The organism is Bacillus multifaciens (assembly GCF_030756675.1).
Taxonomy (GTDB): domain Bacteria; phylum Bacillota; class Bacilli; order Bacillales; family Bacillaceae_G; genus Bacillus_A; species Bacillus_A multifaciens.
The window spans coordinates 1-22,526 of the sequence record NZ_JAVBXD010000055.1 but is presented as its reverse complement, the minus strand read 5'-3'; the positions used below and the strand labels follow the sequence as shown (position 1 = coordinate 22,526).

Here is a 22,526-nt window from a genome sequence, read left to right as displayed (position 1 = left end):
CACCATGTTTCTTAGGTTATACTTTACGATGACAGAACGAATCAATAGGTATTTTTGACTAGGTGGTAACGTTATTCCTTTTTCATCCTCCCTTCCATAAGTTTGATCTTTTTTAACAGTTCGTTTTCAGCTTTTAGTAAGTTTCTTTCAGCTTCTAAACGTGCATATTTTTCTTCTATTGTAAGCTCTCTCTCAAGAGATCTCCCAGAGTTTTCTTTACGTGTATCCCGTAAACCAAATACACCATTTTCTCTATAGGCGGCACGCCATCTGCTTCCTGCTGACATAACACGCTTTATTCCAATTACATCTATATCAAAACCACATTCTTCAAAAATGTCTTGAGGTAACTTTCCTTTTTCATTTTCTTCAATAAAAATACGTTTAAATCCGTCCGTATAAGTAATTCCTTTCTCACTCACTGATTTTACGTATGGATTCCTCGATAAAGCTTGAACTTCTTTTTCTGTAAATAATTTTTTCGTCATTTTGAAATTTCTCCGATTCGAATTTTTCTCTTATTATACAAGAAATACCCTATAGAACAGACTTTTTTTAAAGTGTCTATTCTATAGGGTACATTTTAATTAGTCCAGGTTCTTTTTTTATTTTTTCGTGCCTACTACGGTAAGGCTACACCAATTTTTTCGTGCTCACTACGGTAGAGCTACACCAATTTTTTCGTGCCTACTAAGTAAGGCTACTCTAATTTTATAATTCATTATCGGTTTTTTATTTAGCCGAGTGTACTCCGAAAAACTACTCCTATCCAGTATCGGTTTTTTATTTTAGCCGAGCGTACTCCGAAAAACAGCTCCTGTCTTTGTTGCAATTTATCATCGTTCTTTTCGTTCTTTTCGTTTGTATGATTGCGTAGGTGAACGAGTAAGAACTCCGCTAAATATGTGCCTGTTCTTTTTATTTATGTCATTGCGGAGGTGAATCAGAGAAGAACTCCACTGAATTTATAGTTATTATACCATAAAGGGGTACCGTTAGCATTTTTGAAAAAAACATGCTAAGAAAAAATACAATAAGTCGCCCATATAGACAGCTCATTTACATAATTCTTGTTATTGGAAGTTAATTAGATCCGTCTTATAAAATAAAATACTAAAGATGATAAAGTAATAGGAATACCGATTAACGCGAAGTCTAGTATCATATATCCTCTAGAGCTTCCTATATGGGTGAAATAGGAATAGAGAACTCCTACCAACAGAAATAAAGGGGTTCCAACTCTTAATTCATCACTTCTTTTTATTTTCCTATAAAAAAATTCTCCTACTACACAACCTATAAGAGCAGGAATACTTCCAAATATGATAATTATAATGATTGATAACCAAATCGGACCCCATGTCTCCGTCGTACTAGGTTCTTTTATATATACTGAAATATTGATAAAAAGTGAGAAAAACATCAAACAGGCTAAATAGCTAACAATAAATTTTTTCAATGTCGTCATCTCCAAGGCTTTTTCATTTTACCTTTAGTATATGATATATAGAATGTTAACTGAATATCGTATTCACATTCAGTTAACATAACGCCACATTATCGGGATTCAATGTATTTAGAAGACTATTAAAAGTCCTCCGGTTAAACAACCTGGAGGACTTTAGTGTTCACATAATTATCGTGATTGGAAGTAAAGTAAACCTCTTTTATTCAAAGAAAGGTATTACATGCTATTCCGAATGCAATAAAACAAATAAAATATCAAGACAACAACAGTAATAATATTCGATGTTGTTCTGAACGTTTTGTTTTCATATGTTTTATTTAACAAGAAGAAGAACAAAACAACCCAGACCCCGTTGGAAAAGAATGATGTTAGTGCATTAAAAATAACTCGAAACGCAAACATAGAGTCTTCCATTAGCTTTTCACTCCGCCCTTTTCCTTATTATACCATTTCCGAAAAGTGATGTGCGGTGTTTTTTGGATTGTATATCCTATACATGTTCGGTTAACATAACGTCTCATTATCGACAGTGACGTTTGCGTCGCAGCCCTTGTGGGGCAAGGATCTGCCGTTCTCTCAATGGCTTCACTGTATGCAAGATTTCATACTACCGCGCCGCGACTGTGTTTGATGGCAGTAGCTGTTTCTGTAATCTGCATAAAATCTTGCATATATAATTCGCGGTTTGCTGTGTAGATTCCTACGTAAAAAGCCGCAAGAAACAATTTAACAGTTTTATCGCTTTTATTTGTCCGTTTTACAAAACGCATTCGGAAACTTATAGGCACGTAGCCATCGTTTTATCGTTTCTTCATGCTTTTTTAAAAGTGAGGCAACTTCTTTCACCGTGTATTCCTTCATAAAGACATCTATATATAAAATCCATTACAGAACCTATGTTCCGGAGTGTAACAAAAGCATATGTGATTGAAAAGTGGTGTTTTATGGAATCGTTGTTGTTACATATGAGGTCATGAAGAGGTCTAATTCATAAAAAAATGGTACACCACTTTATGCCTGTGATGTACCAATACTTATATAAACTATAATATTATACATTTTTCATTAATACTGTAAGATTAGATATTCTCAATACTTAGGTTTACAGTATAAGAATCCTATCTTTAATATAATCTTTCATTCCTTCGGTTCAATCATTTTCTTCGGATCTACAATTTCATCAAATTGTTCCTCTGTTAATAAACCTGATTGCAGTGCTGCTTCTTTTAATGTTAATCCCTCTTTATGTGCATGCTTGGCAATCTTTGCTGCATTTTCATAACCAATATGCGGATTTAATGCTGTTACAAGCATTAACGAGTTATTTAAATGTTGTCCGATGATTTCTTCATTTGCTTCGATACCTACTATACAGTTATCGTTAAATGAAACAATCGCATCCGCTAATAATCTAGCAGACTGTAAGAAATTATAAGCAATGACCGGTTTAAAGACGTTTAGCTCAAAGTTTCCTTGACTTGCCGCAAAGCCAATCGTTGCATCATTTCCCATAACTTGCGCTGCGACCATCGTTAAAGCTTCACTTTGCGTTGGATTTACTTTTCCTGGCATAATAGAGCTACCTGGCTCATTTGCTGGAATCGTAATTTCTCCAAGGCCACTGCGCGGTCCACTTGCAAGCCAGCGGACATCGTTTGCAATTTTCATTACATCCGCTGCTAACGCTTTTAACGCCCCGTGCGTATAAACAGCTTCATCATGGCTTGTTAACGCATGAAATTTATTTGGCGCCGATACAAATTGTTTTCCTGTAAAATTACTAATTTCTTCTGCAACCATATCACCAAATTTTGGATGGGCATTAATCCCTGTTCCAACCGCAGTACCACCAATTGCGAGCTCTTTCATATATGTACTGCTTTCTCTAATCATTCGCTCTGTCTTTTCAAGCATACGATGCCAGCCGCTCACTTCTTGTCCTAACGTTAACGGCGTTGCATCTTGCAAATGAGTACGACCAATTTTAATAATATGAGAGAACTCGTTTACTTTTTCTTGTAACGTTTCTTTTAATTTAGCTACCGCTGGTAAGACTTGTTCTTCTACAGCTATCACACACGCAATATGAAGTGCTGTTGGAAATGTATCATTTGAGCTTTGAGACATATTCACATCATCGTTCGGATGAATATGTAGATCTAGTCCTTTTTCTCTTAAAATTTGATTTCCACGATTTGCAATCACTTCATTCACATTCATATTAGATTGTGTCCCACTTCCGGTTTGCCAAACAACAAGCGGAAAATGATCATCCCATTTTCCCAATAAAATTTCATCAACCGCCTCTACAATTGCATTTGCCTTTTCATCTGCTAGCTTCCCTAACTTTTGATTACTAATCGCTGCACTTTTCTTTAAAATTGCAAATGCCCGAACAATTTCAAGCGGCATGCGCTCTGTTCCAATCGGAAAGTTCTCCTTACTACGTTGTGTTTGTGCTGCCCATAATTTATCAGCTGGAACTTTCATTTCTCCTAATGTATCTTTTTCAATTCTGTAGTTCATGTTTTCATCCCCTTAGAATTAAATGTCTTCTATTTTTATTTTACCGAAAACACAAATAATAACAAATATTCCCACTCAATATAAATATAATAAAAAACAAAAAATCATCCCCGCTATAAGCGAAAGGATGATTTTTTCATACTAAGATACTTGCTTTTCTTTTTCTACATCATCTACATACCAAATAAATTTACCTGTATATCCGTAAATAACAGCGAGCGCTAGTGATACAAAACTCAGCCACATAAACGGAACGTAAGATAGCGTCGAAACGCCTAGAATACCTGCCATAAAAATACCGTTATCAGACCATGGAACCATCCCTGACGTGAGCGTTCCACCGACTTCTGAGTTACGAGCTAAAATACGGCGATCTAATTTTAATTTATCATAGCTTTCTTCCATAATTTTTGGCGTTAAAATTAACGATACATACATAGCACAGCCAAATACGTTTGCTAAAAATGCAACAATTAAAGTTGAAAGTGTTACATTACCTGCAGATGTTAATTTTTTCTCAAACTTTGAAACAATAACTTTCAAAACGCCAAGTTTTTCTAGTAAACCACCAAAACCAAGTCCGAAAATAATAACCGCAACTGAACCGAGCATTCCTTCAATTCCGCCGCGATTTAATAACTTATCAATGAAATCGATGCCAGAATCAATAGAAAACCCTTTGTAAGCTGTGCCGATTGCTTCTCCAAAAGGCATGCCTTGAAATACAGCTGCCCAGATAGCACCAAGAAGAGCTCCCATTGCAATTGTCGGCATAGATGGACGTTTCATCGCTAATAGTATAATGACAACGACCGCTGGAACGAGCATCCAAATGTGAATATCAAACTGCTTTAGTAACGATGCCTTTAGAAAATCTACTTTTTCTAAATCTACATTCTTCCCGCCATATATCCAGCCTGCAACTGTAAACATAATACCCGTAATAATATAAGCTGGAACATCTAAATATAACATCGCACGTACGTGCGCAATAACATCTACTTTCGCCATAGAAGCTGCAAGTACAGTGCTATCAGATAATGGTGACAATTTGTCTCCGAAATACGCACCAGACAGAACTGCACCAGCTACAAGAGGAAGTGGTAATCCAAGTCCTTCCCCAATTGCCATCATTGCAATACCAGCTGTACCTACTGTTCCCCAAGAAGTGCCTGTTGCAATCGATGTAATAGAACAAATAATTAATGTCGCTAATAGAAAGATGCTTGGGTGAATAAATTCTAAACCATAATAAATAAGTGTTGGCACAACACCACCAGCAATCCAAGTTCCAATAAGAGAACCAACCGCTACTAATATTAAAATTGCTTCAAGTCCATTCGAAATTCCTTTTGTAATCGCATCTTGTAATTCTTGATAACGAAACCCAAGTCTTAATCCAAGCGCGATGACAAGAAACCATGAAATAAATAACGCAAGTTGAATCGGTAAATCAAAAGTTGTCTGAAATGAAAAGACAACGCCTAAAAATAACAGTAAAAGAATGATGATTTCAATCATCGATGGTAACCTTACACTTTTCAAATTTCTTCTCTCCTTATGAAGCAATAACATGAGGCATGTCGTTTAGTTACTTTTACATAAATATAACTAGATAAAACATAAATATTCACATTATTCCGATTTGTTTTTTTAGTATAATAAATACACGACCTTTTTTATTGTAAAAGTACCGCTTGTATTTCGCAATGCTAATTTGAAAAAATACATCAATTTTCCTTATTTCATTAATATTCAATCTAATTTATCAAAAAGAAACTATTTTAAAATTGATAAAAATAGTTTCTTTTTATATTCTCAACTTTCAAAAGTTTGTATGATGCATTTAACCAAATAATTAATCATTTATAACAACAACGATTCAATCAAATTCATAAGTTGCTGCTTTGTTTGATTTAAATAGTTTCTTTTTTTAGAAGAAATTAATAATCCTATAGGCATTTTAGGATCAAACCCCTTAACTTTAAAAGTTATTGAATTTTGTTTTAAAATAGTTCCTTTAGGGATGATGCCTATTGCATCTCCAAAAACCATTTGTGGAATAAGGTGTAGAGCACTACAATTATAGACCCTTTTAAAAGATAAATTATTCTCTGATAAATAAGCATTCACAGATTGATAATAATAACAACTATTTTCTCCAATCAAAATGGGGTAATTAATAATATCAGATATTTTAACTGATTCTTTTGATAATACTGGATGATCTGGATTACTTACTATAAATTCGATTTGTTCTTTGCATAGTGGAGTGAAATTCACATTAGAAATATTTTTGTTGTTTCCGCAAACAGCAAAATCAATCTTATTTTGATCAATCATTTCTGATAAAAGTGCTGTATTTCCCACGACAAAATCACAATGTATGTATGGCTTCTCATCGTCTAAATATTTTAATATAAAGGGAATTACTTTTTCTGCAATTGACTCCAATAATCCAATTCTTAAATTCCCCTTCTCCTCATTACTTATACGCTGCGCTTGAGATATTGAGTACTCCCAATGCATTAACAAGTTATCTACTTCCTCAGCAAATAATATACCTTCATCTGTTAATCGAGCATCCCACCCTCGTTCAAATAGAAGAAAACCGAGTTCATTTTCTAGTTTTTTTATATGTGTTGTTACAGTTGACTGTGCATAGTTTAATTTTTTAGCTGCGAGTGAAAAAGTTCCTTCTTCTATAATTTTTTTAAATGTATTTAACTCTTTTATTTCCATTCTCACACCTAATCTCCATCGATTTTATTGATAATATCATCGTTTATTTTCAATTATATAAATCAAGAACACATATGTAAAATAAAATTATAAGAAAGGAAGTGCAATATATGCCGTTTATTAATGTTTATTATCCAGATGGGCAATTGAATAAAGAGGAATTAAAAAAGATTAGCAATAGTATTCATCATTCACTAATTAAACATTTTAATATTCCCGAGAATGATTACTTTCAAATGTTTTTACCCTATCCATCTAATCAATTTTTTTATGATCCATATTATCTCTTAGAGGGCGAAAAAAAAAGAACAGATAAAATGATACATGTTTCTATTACATGTGGATTAGGAAGAACAATAAATCAAAAAAAAGATTTATATCAATCAATCGCGGAAGCTTTTTATAATCATTTAAACATCCCTACAACTAATATTTTTATTACATTAAATGAGACATCTGCTGAAAACTGGTCATTTGGTCAAGGAAAAGTACAAATGGTTACTATGAAGGAGGAAAAAGAATAATGAATGATCGTATCGACTCCAATATACCAAAGGAAATGAGAGAGATTGCTCCCGATTTTGTTGATTACGGTGAAAACATATTATTTGAAAAAGTATGGAGAGATCCGACATTAACATCAAAAGAAAGAAGTTTAATTACCCTTTCCGCTCTAATTAGTATTGGCAGTACGGAGCAGCTACCATTTCATCTACAGTTAGCTAAAAAGAATGGAATTAACGAAAAAGAAATTATTGCTTTGATAACACATATGGCTTTTTATGTTGGATGGCCCAAAGCAACTACAGCGCTAAATAAAATACTAAGTTAAAAATAACAGTATAGTATTTCTTAAAGCATCTAGTTAACAACAAAAGAAATAATCAATTTTTCCATGAAACAAAAAATCTACATTCAAACATAAAAGCCATTTTGACTAAGCTTTTAAATAGACTAAACTAATAAGAGGATAGTATGTAAAAAATAAGAGCATATATCCTCTTATTTTTTACATACTATAAATTTTAAATATATTTTTAATTTTCGTTATATTATGTATAATATATACAGGAACGTATATTCGTTAAACAGACTTCTTTGTAAGACTCTTATAGACCTCTAATACAACAACAACATTTTCCGATACCACTACATTGTTGTTGTAAAAAAATGATAAAGAAGGTGGAACTCATTGATGAGAGATTTACTCACAGTTAGAGAGGTTGCAGAAAGATTGCAAAAAAGTGAAGAGACGGTTAATAGGAGGTGACAATCATTAATGGAACAAAAAGAACACGTTATCTTTCGTGAGGTTGAGCGACCGCAACAAATTTGGGTATGGATACTCATATTGGGGATCGCAACACTGATGTGGTATGAATTCATTCAACAAATTATCCTTGATACCCCGTTTGGAGATAAACCAGCTCCCAATGGTGTATTAATTGTTTTGTGGTTGTTTTTTGGGATTGCCTTTCCTGTATTAATACTTGGGGTATTGAAACTGATCATTGAGGTCCGTGAAAAAGGTCTTTATGTTCGTTTTGTTCCTTTTCATTTTCAATATAAGCAGTACCTTTTCAAAAATATACGTCACTATGAAAGCATTACTTACAGTCCACTAAAACGATTTGGAGGATGGGGAATTCGTTTTAACCTTAAGGGTGAAAAAGCCTATAACATGAATGGAAAGAAAGGTATAGAGTTAAAGTTGAAATATAACACAGTGGTAATCGGCACTCAAAAACCGGACGAATTAAAAAAAGCATTGGACTCGGCACAAAAAGCATAATGAAAATTAATCTTCAACAAACGGGCGCGATTGTGGAATAAGAAAGGACATTACATATTAGTCATATAAAATATGTAATGTCCTTAAATTTATTTATTTTTTTTAATTTAGGCCTTGATAAATACTTTTTTCAAAATGGCTTCTTTTTATTTTGTCGTACACCCCAGTTTTGAGGAACATTTTTAAATGAAATAACTTTATTATTTGCACCTCTTCTTCACTTCTCTCTTATTTTTGAAATGCAATCTTACTACCACAAATAGTAGGCAAAATTCCCATAAAAAAACTGCTGAGAATCTTTTCCCAACAGTTTTTTTACCCAACAATTCTTTCTTCTCGCTTTTCTTTTTTCTCTGAAAGTAACGCATATGGTGTACACATATACGTCATCGCAACTGGATCATATACAACACGCGCTTTCACACCAAACACTGTTTCAAACAATTCATCATTTAAAATCTCATTCGGTGCCCCTTCCATCACTTTATCTCCATCTTTAATCGCAACAATGTGATGCGCATATTTAGCTGCATGATTTAAATCATGTACAACCATAACAACCGTTCGATTTTCTTCTTCATTTAATTTTTTCAATAACTCTAATACTTCTAATTGGTGGGCCATATCTAAATACGTTGTCGGTTCATCTAATAATAATAACTCCGTATCTTGCGCAAGTGCCATCGCAATCCAAACGCGCTGACGCTGTCCACCTGACAGTTCTTCTAATGTACGATCTGTAAATTGATTCATTCCAGTTACTTCAAGCGCCCAGTTTACCATTTCATGGTCTTTCTCTGTTCGTTTTCCAAGCAAACGTTGATGCGGATAACGACCATGCCAAACGAGACCTTCCACCGTTAATCCTTCAGGTGCTGTCGGTGATTGTGGTAAAATTGCCAATTTTTTTGATACTTCTTTTGTTGGCATCGTATGAATTTCTTTACCATCTAAATATACGTGACCCTTAGTTGGTTGCAGTAGCCGTGCTAACGATTTTAAAATCGTTGACTTCCCGCATCCATTTCGGCCAACTAGTGCCGTAATTTTCCCTTCTGGAATATATAAATCAAGATGATTAATAATCGTTTGATTTCCGTACGTAAGCTCCAACTGTTCTGTATGTAAACTAGTCATCTTGTTCACTCCTTATTTGTTATTTTAGAAGACTATGTTCCTTTTCTAATTACAAGTAAATATATAAAATATGGTGCACCAATAAGTGCTGTAATAATACCAGCCGGTATTTCAATTGGTGGAATAATAATTCTTCCCACCATATCTGCACCCGTAACGAGTAATGCACCAAGTAATGCTGAAACTGGTAAGAACAATCTACTGTCTGAACCAACAAGCAGACGTGCCGCATGTGGAATAACAAGCCCTACGAAACTAATTGTCCCTGCTACCGCTACTGAACTTGCAGCTAAGGCAACGGCTACGCCGATTAGAACAAGACGAACAGCATTAATACGCATACCTAACCCTTTTACTGTTTCTTCATTTAATAATAACAGATTCATTTGCTTATAACTTGCAAATGTAATAAGCGCTCCCATTATCGTCCATGGCCATAACATATCAACATGTTCCCAAGATCTTGCATATAAACTTCCCTTTAGCCAGACAAGAGCTTGTGAGGAATCAACTGCAAATTTCACAATAATAAATGTAATAAGAGCCTGTAAGCCCGTCGAAATAGCAACGCCGCATAGTGCAAGACGTTCCGGCTTTACTCCTCCTCTTTGATACGATAATACATACACAAGTAAACTCGCAATCATTGCCCCGACAAATGCGGCAACAGGGAGCATAATTGCCGGTACACTCGGAAACATAAGAAGCATAATAACAGCCGCTAATCCTCCACCAGCAGAAACCCCAATAATATCAGGTGCTGCAAGTGGATTTCGCGTAACACTTTGTAAAATAGACCCTGATAATGCCATGTTAATTCCAACTAAAATCGCGATGATTAGACGAGGTAACCGATATTTTAATACAACACCTTCTCCTGTCATCAACCCTTCTATAATGTCAGCAAGTGGTGTTGGTACAGCGCCAAGCCGCAAGCTTAGTAGAGAAACTGCAATTAACAATAAAAGACCTACTATGATAACCATTGTAAACCGGCCAAACTTCTTCATTTCACAGCACCTCTCTTCCTTCTCATTAAATAAATGAAGAATGGTGTACCTAAAAGTGCTGTAATAACGCCAACAGGTGTATCTGCTGGATATGATACCCATTGCGCCGCAAAATCTGCTATGACAAGAAGATTAGCACCGAGCAATGCTGAAAATGGTAAAATAATTCGATAATCTTGACCAACTAGTTTTCTTGCAATATGCGGAACTATGAGTCCTATAAAACCAATCGGTCCAGCTACCGCAACTGCACTACCGACAAGAATAACAATTAAAAACGCAAATAATCTCCGAATCCAAAGTACATTTACACCAAGTCCACGTGCTGTTTCTTCACCAAGAGATAAAATATTTAATTGATTTGCTAGAAAAAAAACAAGAATCATAACCGGAACTGCCGAAACTAACATCATTTTTATATCTTGCCAGTTTGCCCCTGATAACTTTCCGGCCATCCAATATAAAATCTCTGTTAGTTGTGTTTCGTATAACAAAATCGCTCCTGTCGTTAATGATCCAAGGAATAGACTCATCGCAATGCCAGCAAGCACAAGACGTGAAGGAGTATATTCACCGCGAAATGCTAATGAATAAATCACACTTCCGCCTGCAGCTGCCCCTAGAAATGCTGCTAGTAAAATAACGAAACTCGTATCCTTCTCTCCAAATAGCAAAAGGGCAATGACAACAAAACAAGAAGCCCCTTGATTTATTCCCATATTTTCCGGATCAGATAACGGATTTCGCGTAATCCCTTGTAATAGACACCCGGCAACAGCTAATGCCCCGCCAAGTAAAGCTCCTAGCACGACACGCGGTACACGTACTTGCCAAACTGTATAGTAAATTAAATTTTTTGTATCCGTTACAAATACTTCCGATATGTTATGAAATGATAATCCTTTTACACGAAATAATGCGGAGAGAGCTCCAACCATTACTAATAGTAGAAAAAAGAAAATAAATTGCAAAGTAGAAGAAGCATACGGGTGTAACGCCCGTCTGCTTCTAGTTTGTGTATGACACAAAGTCTCCAACTCCTTATTTAGAAGACTGACCTGTTAATGCTGGAAGTGCCTCATCTAAAATTTTATCTGCTGCAATTGGTCCGCGCCCACGTGCCCAAAGATTACGGTCGACATCAATTACATGTTTCTCTTTCACTGCTTTTAAGTTATTGTATAGTGGATTATTTTTAAACTTCTCTACATTTTCTCCATATAAGAAGATATAGTCAGGATTGATTTCATTTAGACGTTCCATCGTAATTTTTGCAATTTCTGCTTTACCTTCTGTTTTTTCTTTTTTCCCTTCATATGCGTACTTCACGCCAACATCTGTCAATAAAGAACCAATAAAAGAATCTTTAATCCATACAGAAAACTCATCATCAAAGGCACCAATAACGAGTACTGTTGGAGTTCCTTTTACTTTCTCTTTTGCTTTTGAAATTTTATCTTGTAAGTTTGTGCGAATCTTTTTCGCTTGTTCTTCTTTTCCAACTGCTTTAGCAATGGTATCCATATTTTTCATTACTTCTTCATAGCTGTTATCATCGAATGCAATTGTTGGAGCAATGTCTTTTAATTCTTTTTGAATCATATTGTGACGATCTTTACTTGCAATAATTAAATCTGGTTTCACAGATGAAATCACTTCTAAGTTTGGTGCTTTTCGCTCCCCAACATCTTTGACTTTCGATGCTTTATCCTGTAAATATTCTGGAATTTTCGTTTTCCCTACTCCAGCATTCGCAACTGGTGTAACACCTAAATCTACTAATGTATCGATAAATGAAAAGTCAAGAGTTACAATATTTTTTGGTGTTTCTTTTAACTCTGTTTCTCCCCACTCATGTTTAATTTTCACTGATTCTGCTTGATTTTTCGCTTCTGCCTTATCTTCTTTTTTAGCTGTTTCTTTTGCTCCTCCACTGCAGCCAGCAAGCGCTCCCACCGCTAATGACATCGCTACAAGTAAAGTACTCATTTTTTTCTTGTTCATTATGTAGTCCCCCATACAAGCAATATTGATAATCATTTTCATTTAATATGATAGCATAATTTTAGAAATTGTCTATCATTTTTCCAAAAAAAATATTTTTTGGAATGATTCATGGGCAGTAAGTAGCCGCACTGATGGTTAGTTGAACTTTATAAAATAAGCGCTTTTTGCAGCACCTCATCATACACGTATTGTTTTCGTACAAGTGAAGAAACCATGCCGCTTTGCAATGCACTATACGCTGGAACAAATGTCATTTTGTCCCCTATCCTATGCGGTGTACTATCCGTTATATCAATAATTAAATGGTCACTACTTCCACCAAGAATTTCAATATTTTTATCAGAAGCTCGTAAACCACTAATATCAAGGTCCTGTCTTCCTATTGCAACGATTGCTCGTAGTCGCTCTCCTTTATCTTCAAAAAACGGAACTTGACCAAATGCATCTCTTCCAATGATTCCCCTTGGCATAGACGGTTTTCTTTTTATTTCAATGATTTCTGCTTCAATTGAAAATACATCTTGATACATAAAGGGAATACGTTTCCCATATGCCGTCTCTTTTCCTAGAAAAATAGCTTCTCCAATTCGTAAAGAATTGACACGTCCAATATGTTTTTTTTGCATAATAAGTGGTAACGAACTTGAATTCCCTCCTGAGATAAGTCGAAGCTGTGTTCCTATTTCCTTTTCTACTAACTTTGCTAATTGCGTTAATTCTTGCAAAGAGCTCTCAGTTGGAATCACACCGCTAAAGCAAGTAAAGTTTGCGCCAATACCATCTAGTAGAATTCCCTGTATATTCGATACTCTTTGCGCTGCTTCTACCACTTGATGCGGCATCATTCCTTCGCGAAGATCACCTAAATCAACCATTAAAATGACACGATGTACTTTTCCATATGTTCTCGCCGCTCTTCCTAACGCTTCTATAATACTTAGTTCAGAATTCAAACTAATATCCGCACAAAGAACCGTTTCTTCTACTTCCGACAAAGCTGGCGTACGAATCAATAAAAGCTCAGCTTCTTTTCCAACTATCGAACGAATGTGATTAAGATGCTGTAATCTAGAATCAGCAAATCTTGTATACTTTGCCTCTTGAAGCGTTTCAATGACCTCTTTCGCAGCGCCGACCCCTTTTGTCACCGGAAAACATATCATATTTGAACGCTCACATAATTGCTTCATCATCATAGCATTATGCTTCAATTTTGAAAGGTTGACTTTCATAATAGGCATCCTGTTCATTCCTCCTACTACATAAATACATTTTCATTTTTCAACATATATGTCGCTTTTATTTAGAATAAAACAAGACCTGTACTAGTTGTTTTAATCCTTGCATGTGGCAGGAAAAGGCACTGACCGCTACTATACATAGCCAGTCCCTCTCGACCATTTAAAATAATGCTTTTCTGCCTTTTTTCATAGAGTGACTGAGTAGTTACTGGATTTATATACAAAGTGGATTTTGAAACTTTGTATACAAATAAGATTTCGCTTGATCTTCTATTCTCATTGAGAACAATGCTTTTGTTTCAATTTGATCTGCGAATATGGCTGCCTTTTGCTCTTCTGTTGCATCTACCATATACTCTTTCACGATCGCAGCAACAATTCTCCATAATTCTTTTTCCTGCACGTCGTCTATCACACGAGCTAACGTAAATAACACATCTCCAAAGTGGTTTTGCAATACGGAATGAATAAACTTGTTATAAACTTCATTTCTATCATCTGTAAATACAACTGCTTCTTTCAGGCTCGCAATATCTACTACCTTCGCTAATGTCTTCTTATGAATTCGTACGCCTCCTAAATCACGCACAAAAATTCGTTGAATCGCTCCGCCCTTTGTAACAATAATAGAGTTTTGCATATGCCCTTCTAGTGCAATTCCATATTGTAAAACAAGCTGTAGTAAAGGAATCATAACTTTCTCAGTATAATGAGCAACATAATGAAATACCTCTTTTTTACCAATCATTTCAGTTTCAAAATATGTGCGCATTATATCTACAATAACTGGTTCATCTTCTTTTAACGGATTACTTGCGGTTAAACTAGCTCCAACCCATAGTAATTCTCCTTCTTGCTTATATACATGTGGGCTTTCTCGTAAAATAAATGCGAGATTACGCCCTAAATCAACATCACCATTTTTCGTAAAAGTAGCGCCAACTCGTTCACGAACAACTACTACTGACTGTGATAACTCTTTCTCATTTGCGTAAATCGTATCAAACAACGAAGAAAGAACCGGTCCGTTTACAGTTATTTCTGGTGATACTGTTCTGACCGCACTCGTAGCTTGCGCACGTACCGGAAGCTTGACATGATACGGCAGTTCTAGTAAATTCATCGTTCGAAATGAAAGCGTCGCCCGGGATGAAAGTTGGTACGGAATTGGAATAATACGTCCTTCCTCTAAATCCGCCTCATACTCCTTCGTTAGCACATGTTCATATTGCCATGGATGAACAAGAAATGGATAATAATCCTCCATTTGTTTTCGTTGATTTATTAGTGTTTCATATGCTGTTTCATATAAGTCTGGCATACTTTCATATAATAATGTTTTTCCAAAAGGCTCTCCTGTAACTGCTATTACATCTTTATGAACAAGCAATACATATAACTGAACAATTTGTTCAAATTCAGGTGCATAGCACTTTACTTCTTCTTCCGATAAACCAAGTTTCGTTTTTGTTGAAGGGTGCAGTGGATGTCCTTCAATCACTAACGACTCTGTATATAATAATTCATCAAATGACGTACATCTTTTTAATTCTTCGAAAAATTGGTATAGATTATTTGGTTTGTATTTTGCAAAAAACATCATGTTTGTTTCAAGCTGCTGTTTTACCCATTCTTGTTTTTGTTCCCATGCCTCATAAGCCAGCGCTAAGTTCTCAACGCTGTTCAGTAGTTCTTTCTGCAAAGCATCTGAAACATGAAGCTTGAAGAATGGTGCTACCTCCTCAAAAAACATTTGTAATGAATCAATCCATCTAACATGCCCTCTTACTTTAAAACGAAGTGGGAAAGTAAATTCGTATCGCTCAAATGCCCCTTCTTGTTGCACTTCTAGTAATAATTCCGCTTCATTCATACTATCTATAATTTCAATACCATGCGCATGCTTTAGCACAGCGCAATTTTCTAATAAATTTTTTTCCCGAATTAGCGCATTACAAAAACGATTTAAAATACGATATTCTGCTTGTACTTGATTAAATTGTTTACTTTGAATGGACAACATTCTTCACCTTCCTATTTTCTTTCTTCACTTTTATATATTGAAATGCAAATGGAATCATACATAAAATCCCCATCATTACAAATGTTTCGGAAATACCTACATATTCAATTGCATAACTTACTACAATCGAACCGAGCGGAATCATCCCTCGGTCCATTAATACAACACTAAGCATGAGACCTCGTTCTTCTTCACGAACATTATTTTGAAAATAGACACGGTTACTAGAGCGTAACAACTGTCCAAAAAGCCCGATAGAGAATAGTAGTATAAAAAACATAAATGTATTACCAATAACTAGGAGAGTTATACTAATAGAAAACAAAAGTAAACTCATGTAATAAATCTTAATTTCTGAAATATACTCTAGTATTCTAGGAAGAATAATCGTTGCTATAATGGCCCCAATTGCTGCCGCAGACATCGCAATGCCGAATATTTCCGCTTTTCCAGTAAATTGATGCGAAACAAGTACAGGCAATACAGATGTATACGAAAAGCCAAACGCCATTGTGATCATTGATGTCATAAAAATATTTCTCCCCATATGATCATGGGAAAAATATTGAACAATCTGTTCCCAACTTGCTTTTTTCTTTTCCTTTCGTTTTTTCATTTCTCGATCTTTCATTGGTAATACGAGAATGAATGCAATAAGTGAACAAATTGCCTGCATCATAAATGTCAGCTCAATATGTCCTCCTGCAATCAAAAAACCAGCAACAGCTGGCCCTGTTGAGCGGCAAACATTCATCACAAATGAGTTCATAGATATCAATTTACTAATTTGCTGGTTCGTATCAATATCTGAGAGAAGCGTATTTCGATTTGGTGTTTCCAATGCACTAATTACCCCTCTTACAAATGAGAAAAGAAGAAAAATAAAAAAAGAAGGAGTAATAAACACAACATAAATGGCAAGCACTGTTGTAACTACTAGCCCCCAGAATGAATAGGACTTCATTAACTTAATACGTGGATATAGATCACAAAGCTTCCCTGCATATACACTAAACAATGCAATAGGAATCAGCCGTACAAAGTTGATCCATCCTAAATACGTGGCACTATGATACAAGTCATAGACATACCAATTAATTGCAGTCATCCCAAGCCAATTCCCCATAAATAAGAAAAATGAACTACTAAAAAATAGTTTGCGCATAAAACCACCCCGAATTTTTTTGTTGCATTTTTACATACGCTCTTTATAATTGATATTGATTATCATTATCTCTGTAAAATAATATAAAATATTCTTTTTTATCTGTAAAGATAAAAAACTTGAGAAAGGTGGTTTCTATGCAACTCAATACAATTCAGACATTAGAATTAGAGGAACAAAACTTGCTTTCTTTTTTACAACAACATCACGCACCACTACATGAAACCTATCAACAAATGATTCAAAAAGGACGAGCTGGTATACTTGAACGCTTACTCTCTTCCTTCATACGTGAAAATATATGTAACATGACGGAGACTGGGATTTTGTTTCGCAAACAAAAAGAGATGTTTGTTTCAATTTCAGAAGAGTGTTGCCCAGCCTATTTACTAGATTATATAAATACTCATATTCATAAATTTAACGAGTTTTCAATGATACAAGGACTATATTTTAAGAAACAAAAAGCATACCTGCTTATACCTATTAGGCACATATATGCTTTTGAACGACCAGTTATCAGCGGACCGTATATTTTTGTATCACCTTCTACTGAAAAAGAAATTACGCATCCGAATGAGGCATTAGCATTGCTAATGCAAGAAGATTGGCAGGGACCTCCTTCCTATTTTCAGATGTTTAAAGACGATGTTACAAATAGTGCTGCTAATTTAGCTCTTGCTTATACATTTCATAAACAAACTGAGAATACGAAGGCGCTACAAGCTGCTTCTCAGGCACGCGATTCCTATGCTTTTTTCGAACAGCTCGTTATAGAAGGTCATCCTTGTCATCCTGGTGCCAAAATGAGAAAGGGCTTAAGTCCGGAAGAAACATTGGCTTATTCGGCAGAATTTAAGAATACGATTCCACTCTGCTTTGTAGCTGTACATCGAGATCACATAAGCTCAGCTTTTATGGAAGACCAAAATTGGAATGCGGTATTATTTTCTTTTGAACCTGCACTTCAAGTAGAAGCCGAACTGAAACTTGGTGATAAACTAGACGACTATATCCTATTACCAATTCATCCATGGCAAGCTATTCATACGTTACGTGAAATTTATAATACTGAGCTTGAGAAACAAATGATTATTTTATTGGATTATAAAGCAAAATATTTAGCGGGTATGTCATTTCGCACGATTTTCCCTGCAAAGCATGATACGATTAGACCACATTATAAACTAACAACAAATATTCATTTAACTGGGGAAGTACGAACATTATCAGAACAAACAATTCATAACGGACCCGTTATGAGCACTATTTTAAAACAAATTGTTACGCAAGATAAAATGATTGACGATACTCGTTTTGTTCCTATTATGGAGCGAGCTGGCGCTCATTTTCTTCATCCAAATGACGTAGACGAAGAATTCCAGACATTACGTAGTGAAAATCTTGCTTGCGTCATTCGCGATAATATTCATGCTTATGTAAATCATGATGAATGGGCTATTGTCGGATCTGCCCTTGTCGCTTCCGTACACGGTACAAATATACCAGTTATAGTAGAACTAATTGAACTATATAAAGATAACCATAACCTACCATTACACGATGCAGTTGTTATGTTTATTGAGAAATATGTAACAAATGCCCTTACCGGTTTTATTCCGCTCATGGTGAAATACGGCATTGGTCTAGAAGGTCACCTGCAAAATACAGTCCCTGTCTTTAAAAAAGATGGTACACCGGATCGATTACTCGTGCGTGATTGGGAAGGTATTCGTGTTCATCGTAACCGTTTACAAAATGCAGGATTTGATCTAAACATGTTTCATCATAAATCAAGAATTCTAGTAGATGATGAAAAAAGTATGCGTAATAAAGTATTTTACTCTGTCATGCAAAATCACTTTGGAGAATTATTTTTGCATATAAGTCAGTTCTATGAATTAGATGAACAGCTGCTATGGAATATAGTAAAACGAGTCTTACACAATATTTTTATAGATTTACAAGAAGATGCTAACTACAAAGAGCATGCAATATCTGACTATGCCGTCTTTTTTGCAGCTAAAGTAGATTATAAAGCTTTAACTCTTATGCGTATGATGGGAGAAGCTCATGCTTATTTTTATGTAAAAGTTAAAAATCCATTATGTAACTGAAATGTATATACAAGTTAAAAAACGACATAAAAAACCTTTTCTTTTTAGGGGAGGACGAGAGCATCTGGCGTGCATAGAAGCGGTCAGTGCCTTTTCCTGCCACAGGCGAGGTTTAAAATAAAGGGAAAATGCGAGAACAGAACATGTTTTACTCTGCGTAGTAGGGATTTATACGGATATACTGTTAAGTTAATTGTGAAGAACCTTTCATTTTATCCATAAATTAAGATGAGCTTAATTTCGAGCTTATCTTTTTCTCTATGGAGTTAATTGCTCATATACATACGGTTGCTTCAGATCCTCTATTTTTTCTAGTTTATTTACTTTTACTAGTGGAAATACTATGCAAAGCTCCTCCATTATGTTGTTATTGCCTTTAAATAATGTTTGTACAAATCAATACTAATAACCTTGATAAATGAACAAAAAGAAAGAGCGTATTTTGAAAAATATTTAATCAAAACACGCTCTTAAAATATTTTAATGTATTACTCTTTTATAAAAAAAATTCAATTATTTTTTGTTCAACTGAGACACTCGTTAATTGAACAAGATTTGGTCATTCTATTAATCAACATTGTACTGATGCCTTAACTAAGAGCTATCACTATAAAATGATGACTCTTAGTTATTTTTTTCAGGGAACTGATTTCGGACAAATCTCCAAAAGTATAATTCATCTGTTTCTTTATACATTTCCGCTCCTAATTTTTCTAATACCTTGTGCGATGGAATATTATCTTTATCAGTATCAGCAATAACGTACATAACACCCGCCTGATTTAACAACCAGTTTTTCATATTATTAACAGTTTCCGTCATATAGCCATTTCCTTGATATTCAGGAAGAGTATAGTAACCAATTACTACTTCACCATTTTCATTTGGAAGACCTTTTAACATTATTCCCCCAACATTACAGTTTTTATCTTTTGACACAATTAACCAATTGGTATACCATATATAATTCTCCTTATCAATTAACAGCTTTGAAAGCCTTGTTTCCATAACTTGTTTAAGCTCTAGGCTAAGAAATCTATTTGATTCACTTATAGATAACCTTAGTTCCATTTTCTTCGGATTATCAATTAGTAATTTCAAATTTTCTGCACTCAGAGGAATTAGTCTTAATCTTTCAGTATTTAATTCAATCATTATTACACTCCTATCATAATTTGTACGCCATTTTAAATAGGCAAAAAAACAAATTTTAAAATAGGTATATGTTATTGGCAGTTACCCCCATTATATGTAATCCAAAATAAAAGAATCATCATACTTTGCAATCCATTATTACAGGTTACTCAAGTTTATCATTCCAGAAATATCCTGTAAACTCTCTCCATAACTCATCCCCTTCGTATTATATTCATTACATCTCATTTATAAATCGGAATAATTACGATTTACTATTGAAATTCTCTTTTGTATCGTTTACGATATAACAAGAAATAAAACGTAATGATTACGATTTAAAAGGTGGATTATTCTATGAAAAAAATTCCGGTTACAGTATTAAGTGGGTATTTAGGATCTGGTAAAACAACATTATTAAATCATATACTTACAAATCACGATGGACTAAAAGTCGCCGTTATTGTAAATGACATGAGCGAAGTTAACATTGATGCTGCACTTGTCAAACAAGGTGGATTTTCTAGAACAGCAGAAAAACTTGTTGAAATTCAAAATGGATGTATTTGCTGTACATTACGTGAAGATTTAATTGTAGAAGTGAACCGTCTCGTTGAATCTGGAGATATTGATTATATCGTTATCGAATCTTCAGGTATTAGTGAGCCAATTCCAGTTGCCCAAACATTCACATATGAAGACGAAGAATTAGCAATCAACTTATCAAATGCATGTCGTTTAGATACAATGGTCACTGTCGTTGATGCGAATCGCTTTTGGGATGATTATGCTTCCGGTGAAAGTTTATTAGATCGCCAAGAAGCAATTGATGAGACAGATACACGCGAAGTGATTGATTTGCTCATCGATCAAATTGAATTTGCAAATGTAATTATTTTAAACAAAATCGATATGTTAGAGCAGGATGATATCACAGAACTTCACAAACTATTACAAAAGTTAAACCCAGAAGCTCATATTATTGAAGCAACTTATTCACAAGTACCACTACAAGCTATTTTAAATACCAATCTATTTAACTACGATAAAGCAAGTCAATCAGCTGGGTGGATAAAAGAATTAAATAGTGAGCACACACCGGAGACAGACGAGTATAATATTTCATCATTTGTATACCGTCGAAAACGCCCGTTCCATCCGGAAAGGTTGATGAAGTGGCTTGAAAACTGGCCACTTGAAGTTGTCAGAGCAAAAGGTTTCTTTTGGCTTGCTTCTCGCAATCATATCATCGGACTTCTCTCTCAAGCTGGTTCATCGATTATCATTCAAGGAGCTGGTGAGTGGGTTGCAGCTACTTCAAAAGAAGAACAACAGCAACTCATCGCAGAAGACCCTGACATTTTAAAGCGATGGGATGACATATACGGGGATCGAATTACAGAGTTAGTCTTTATCGGTATTGACATGAATAAAGAAGAAATAGAACAATCTTTAGATCAATGCTTATTAATGGAACTAGAAATGTGCCAACCTTGGGATCGACTACATGATCCTATCCCTCCCTTCACGACTGTCTCATAAACAACTTCCCCTTTCTCTGCATAACGCTGTGAAAGGGGAAGTCATAAAGTGAAACTTTAATCAGTGGGGGTTTTCTTCATCCCCCACTGATTATTAGCCCTCACCAATCGGGCTTTTACGGGCAGTTTATCTCCCACCTAACTTCTTTAAAAAAGCGGAAGCGGCTCGCCAGAATCGCAGGACGCCCACGCCCCTGACAGAGAGGCGCTTTTTGCCTCGTCCGAGGGGGCGAAACGGCCGGAGATTCTAGCCGCTGGAGCTGGATAATGCTTTCGCCGAATTTTGAGGTGGGAGTTTTACTGCCCGCGAATAGCGGGATAAATAAAGTTTTCATTATCTCCTTCTGGCAGCTAAACGCTTCCATCAATCAAAATTCTTCAAAAAAATAAAATACTACATAAACTATATATCCATTCGAATTTTCCGGCATTACACAATGACCGCTACTTGCTTGCTCCCTTTGTTTTACCTCCGCATGTGGCAGGAAAGGGCACTAACCGCTTCTATGCATGGCCAGATGCTCTCATCCTCCCTAAAAACATCCATGATTTTGCACTCACATCCCTTACATGAAAATGGGTTTATCACACCTAAAACCTTTCTATACTGAATAGTAATGATG

General features: G+C 35.2%; 18 protein-coding genes and 1 pseudogene. 5 read left to right on the top strand and 14 right to left on the bottom strand.

Annotated elements, in window-relative coordinates; genetic code table 11:
• From Q9306_RS22665 to Q9306_RS22635, 6 genes and pseudogenes are all read right to left on the bottom strand, one after another.
• Positions 1 to 488 (bottom strand): annotated as a pseudogene (locus tag Q9306_RS22665) (HTH domain-containing protein); the annotation flags it as partial.
• 1,196 nt (positions 489 to 1,684) lie between these two features.
• Entirely contained in the window at positions 1,685 to 1,882 is a 198-nt protein-coding gene (locus tag Q9306_RS22655; protein ID WP_306202595.1) for a hypothetical protein, read from the bottom strand.
• Between the two features lie 330 nt (positions 1,883 to 2,212).
• On the bottom strand, positions 2,213 to 2,329 hold the full coding sequence (locus tag Q9306_RS22650; protein WP_306202593.1) for a helix-turn-helix domain-containing protein: 117 nt from the start codon (positions 2,327 to 2,329) through the stop codon (positions 2,213 to 2,215).
• A 276-nt stretch (positions 2,330 to 2,605) separates the two neighbouring features.
• A complete protein-coding gene (fumC, locus tag Q9306_RS22645; RefSeq protein WP_306202592.1) occupies positions 2,606 to 3,994 on the bottom strand; it encodes a class II fumarate hydratase in 1,389 nt (462 codons plus the stop codon).
• A 141-nt stretch (positions 3,995 to 4,135) separates the two neighbouring features.
• The gene (gene nhaC, locus Q9306_RS22640; RefSeq protein WP_306202590.1) at positions 4,136 to 5,539 is read right to left on the bottom strand and encodes a Na+/H+ antiporter NhaC; all 1,404 of its coding nucleotides are present in this window, start codon (positions 5,537 to 5,539) and stop codon (positions 4,136 to 4,138) included.
• Positions 5,540 to 5,860: 321 nt separating this feature from the next.
• The gene (locus Q9306_RS22635) at positions 5,861 to 6,736 is read right to left on the bottom strand and encodes a LysR family transcriptional regulator (RefSeq protein WP_306202599.1); all 876 of its coding nucleotides are present in this window, start codon (positions 6,734 to 6,736) and stop codon (positions 5,861 to 5,863) included.
• 110 nt (positions 6,737 to 6,846) lie between these two features.
• On the opposite strand from Q9306_RS22635, the gene Q9306_RS22630 reads away from it, so the two are divergent.
• The 3 genes from Q9306_RS22630 to Q9306_RS22620 all read left to right on the top strand — a co-directional run bounded on the left by Q9306_RS22630 (position 6,847) and on the right by Q9306_RS22620 (position 8,528).
• The gene (locus tag Q9306_RS22630; protein WP_306202588.1) at positions 6,847 to 7,260 is read left to right on the top strand and encodes a tautomerase family protein; all 414 of its coding nucleotides are present in this window, start codon (positions 6,847 to 6,849) and stop codon (positions 7,258 to 7,260) included.
• Positions 7,260 to 7,568 carry a carboxymuconolactone decarboxylase family protein gene (locus Q9306_RS22625; protein WP_306202586.1) on the top strand — a complete coding sequence of 103 codons (309 nt, stop codon included), beginning with the start codon at positions 7,260 to 7,262 and terminating at the stop codon, positions 7,566 to 7,568. Before Q9306_RS22630 ends, Q9306_RS22625 begins: the two co-directional genes overlap by 1 nt.
• Positions 7,569 to 8,015: 447 nt before the next feature.
• A complete protein-coding gene (locus tag Q9306_RS22620; RefSeq protein WP_306202584.1) occupies positions 8,016 to 8,528 on the top strand; it encodes a DUF6141 family protein in 513 nt (170 codons plus the stop codon).
• 315 nt (positions 8,529 to 8,843) lie between these two features.
• Here the strand turns inward: Q9306_RS22620 and Q9306_RS22615 are convergent, their stop codons facing one another.
• The 7 genes from Q9306_RS22615 to Q9306_RS22585 all read right to left on the bottom strand — a co-directional run bounded on the left by Q9306_RS22615 (position 8,844) and on the right by Q9306_RS22585 (position 17,111).
• Positions 8,844 to 9,665: an ABC transporter ATP-binding protein gene (locus Q9306_RS22615; protein WP_306202582.1), complete on the bottom strand. Its 822-nt coding sequence runs from the start codon at positions 9,663 to 9,665 to the stop codon at positions 8,844 to 8,846.
• A gap of 32 nt (positions 9,666 to 9,697) precedes the next feature.
• The gene (locus Q9306_RS22610) at positions 9,698 to 10,675 is read right to left on the bottom strand and encodes a FecCD family ABC transporter permease (RefSeq protein ID WP_306202580.1); all 978 of its coding nucleotides are present in this window, start codon (positions 10,673 to 10,675) and stop codon (positions 9,698 to 9,700) included.
• Entirely contained in the window at positions 10,672 to 11,703 is a 1,032-nt protein-coding gene (locus Q9306_RS22605) for a FecCD family ABC transporter permease (protein WP_306202578.1), read from the bottom strand. Before Q9306_RS22605 ends, Q9306_RS22610 begins: the two co-directional genes overlap by 4 nt.
• Positions 11,704 to 11,716: 13 nt before the next feature.
• A complete protein-coding gene (locus tag Q9306_RS22600; RefSeq protein ID WP_306202576.1) occupies positions 11,717 to 12,679 on the bottom strand; it encodes an ABC transporter substrate-binding protein in 963 nt (320 codons plus the stop codon).
• A gap of 149 nt (positions 12,680 to 12,828) precedes the next feature.
• Entirely contained in the window at positions 12,829 to 13,923 is a 1,095-nt protein-coding gene (locus Q9306_RS22595; RefSeq protein ID WP_306202574.1) for an alanine/ornithine racemase family PLP-dependent enzyme, read from the bottom strand.
• Between the two features lie 214 nt (positions 13,924 to 14,137).
• Positions 14,138 to 15,946 carry an IucA/IucC family protein gene (locus Q9306_RS22590; RefSeq protein ID WP_306202572.1) on the bottom strand — a complete coding sequence of 603 codons (1,809 nt, stop codon included), beginning with the start codon at positions 15,944 to 15,946 and terminating at the stop codon, positions 14,138 to 14,140.
• The gene (locus Q9306_RS22585; protein ID WP_306202570.1) at positions 15,927 to 17,111 is read right to left on the bottom strand and encodes an MFS transporter; all 1,185 of its coding nucleotides are present in this window, start codon (positions 17,109 to 17,111) and stop codon (positions 15,927 to 15,929) included. Before Q9306_RS22585 ends, Q9306_RS22590 begins: the two co-directional genes overlap by 20 nt.
• Positions 17,112 to 17,248: 137 nt before the next feature.
• Here Q9306_RS22585 and Q9306_RS22580 point away from each other — a divergent pair, with 137 nt between their 5' ends.
• Entirely contained in the window at positions 17,249 to 19,228 is a 1,980-nt protein-coding gene (locus tag Q9306_RS22580; RefSeq protein ID WP_306202568.1) for an IucA/IucC family protein, read from the top strand.
• A gap of 624 nt (positions 19,229 to 19,852) precedes the next feature.
• On the opposite strand, the gene Q9306_RS22575 is transcribed toward Q9306_RS22580, so the two are convergent.
• Complete coding sequence (locus Q9306_RS22575) at positions 19,853 to 20,383, bottom strand: GNAT family N-acetyltransferase (protein ID WP_306202566.1); 531 nt, start codon at positions 20,381 to 20,383, stop codon at positions 19,853 to 19,855.
• A 336-nt stretch (positions 20,384 to 20,719) separates the two neighbouring features.
• On the opposite strand from Q9306_RS22575, the gene Q9306_RS22570 reads away from it, so the two are divergent.
• Positions 20,720 to 21,904: a GTP-binding protein gene (locus Q9306_RS22570; protein WP_306202564.1), complete on the top strand. Its 1,185-nt coding sequence runs from the start codon at positions 20,720 to 20,722 to the stop codon at positions 21,902 to 21,904.
• The last annotated feature ends 622 nt before the right edge of the window (positions 21,905 to 22,526 follow it).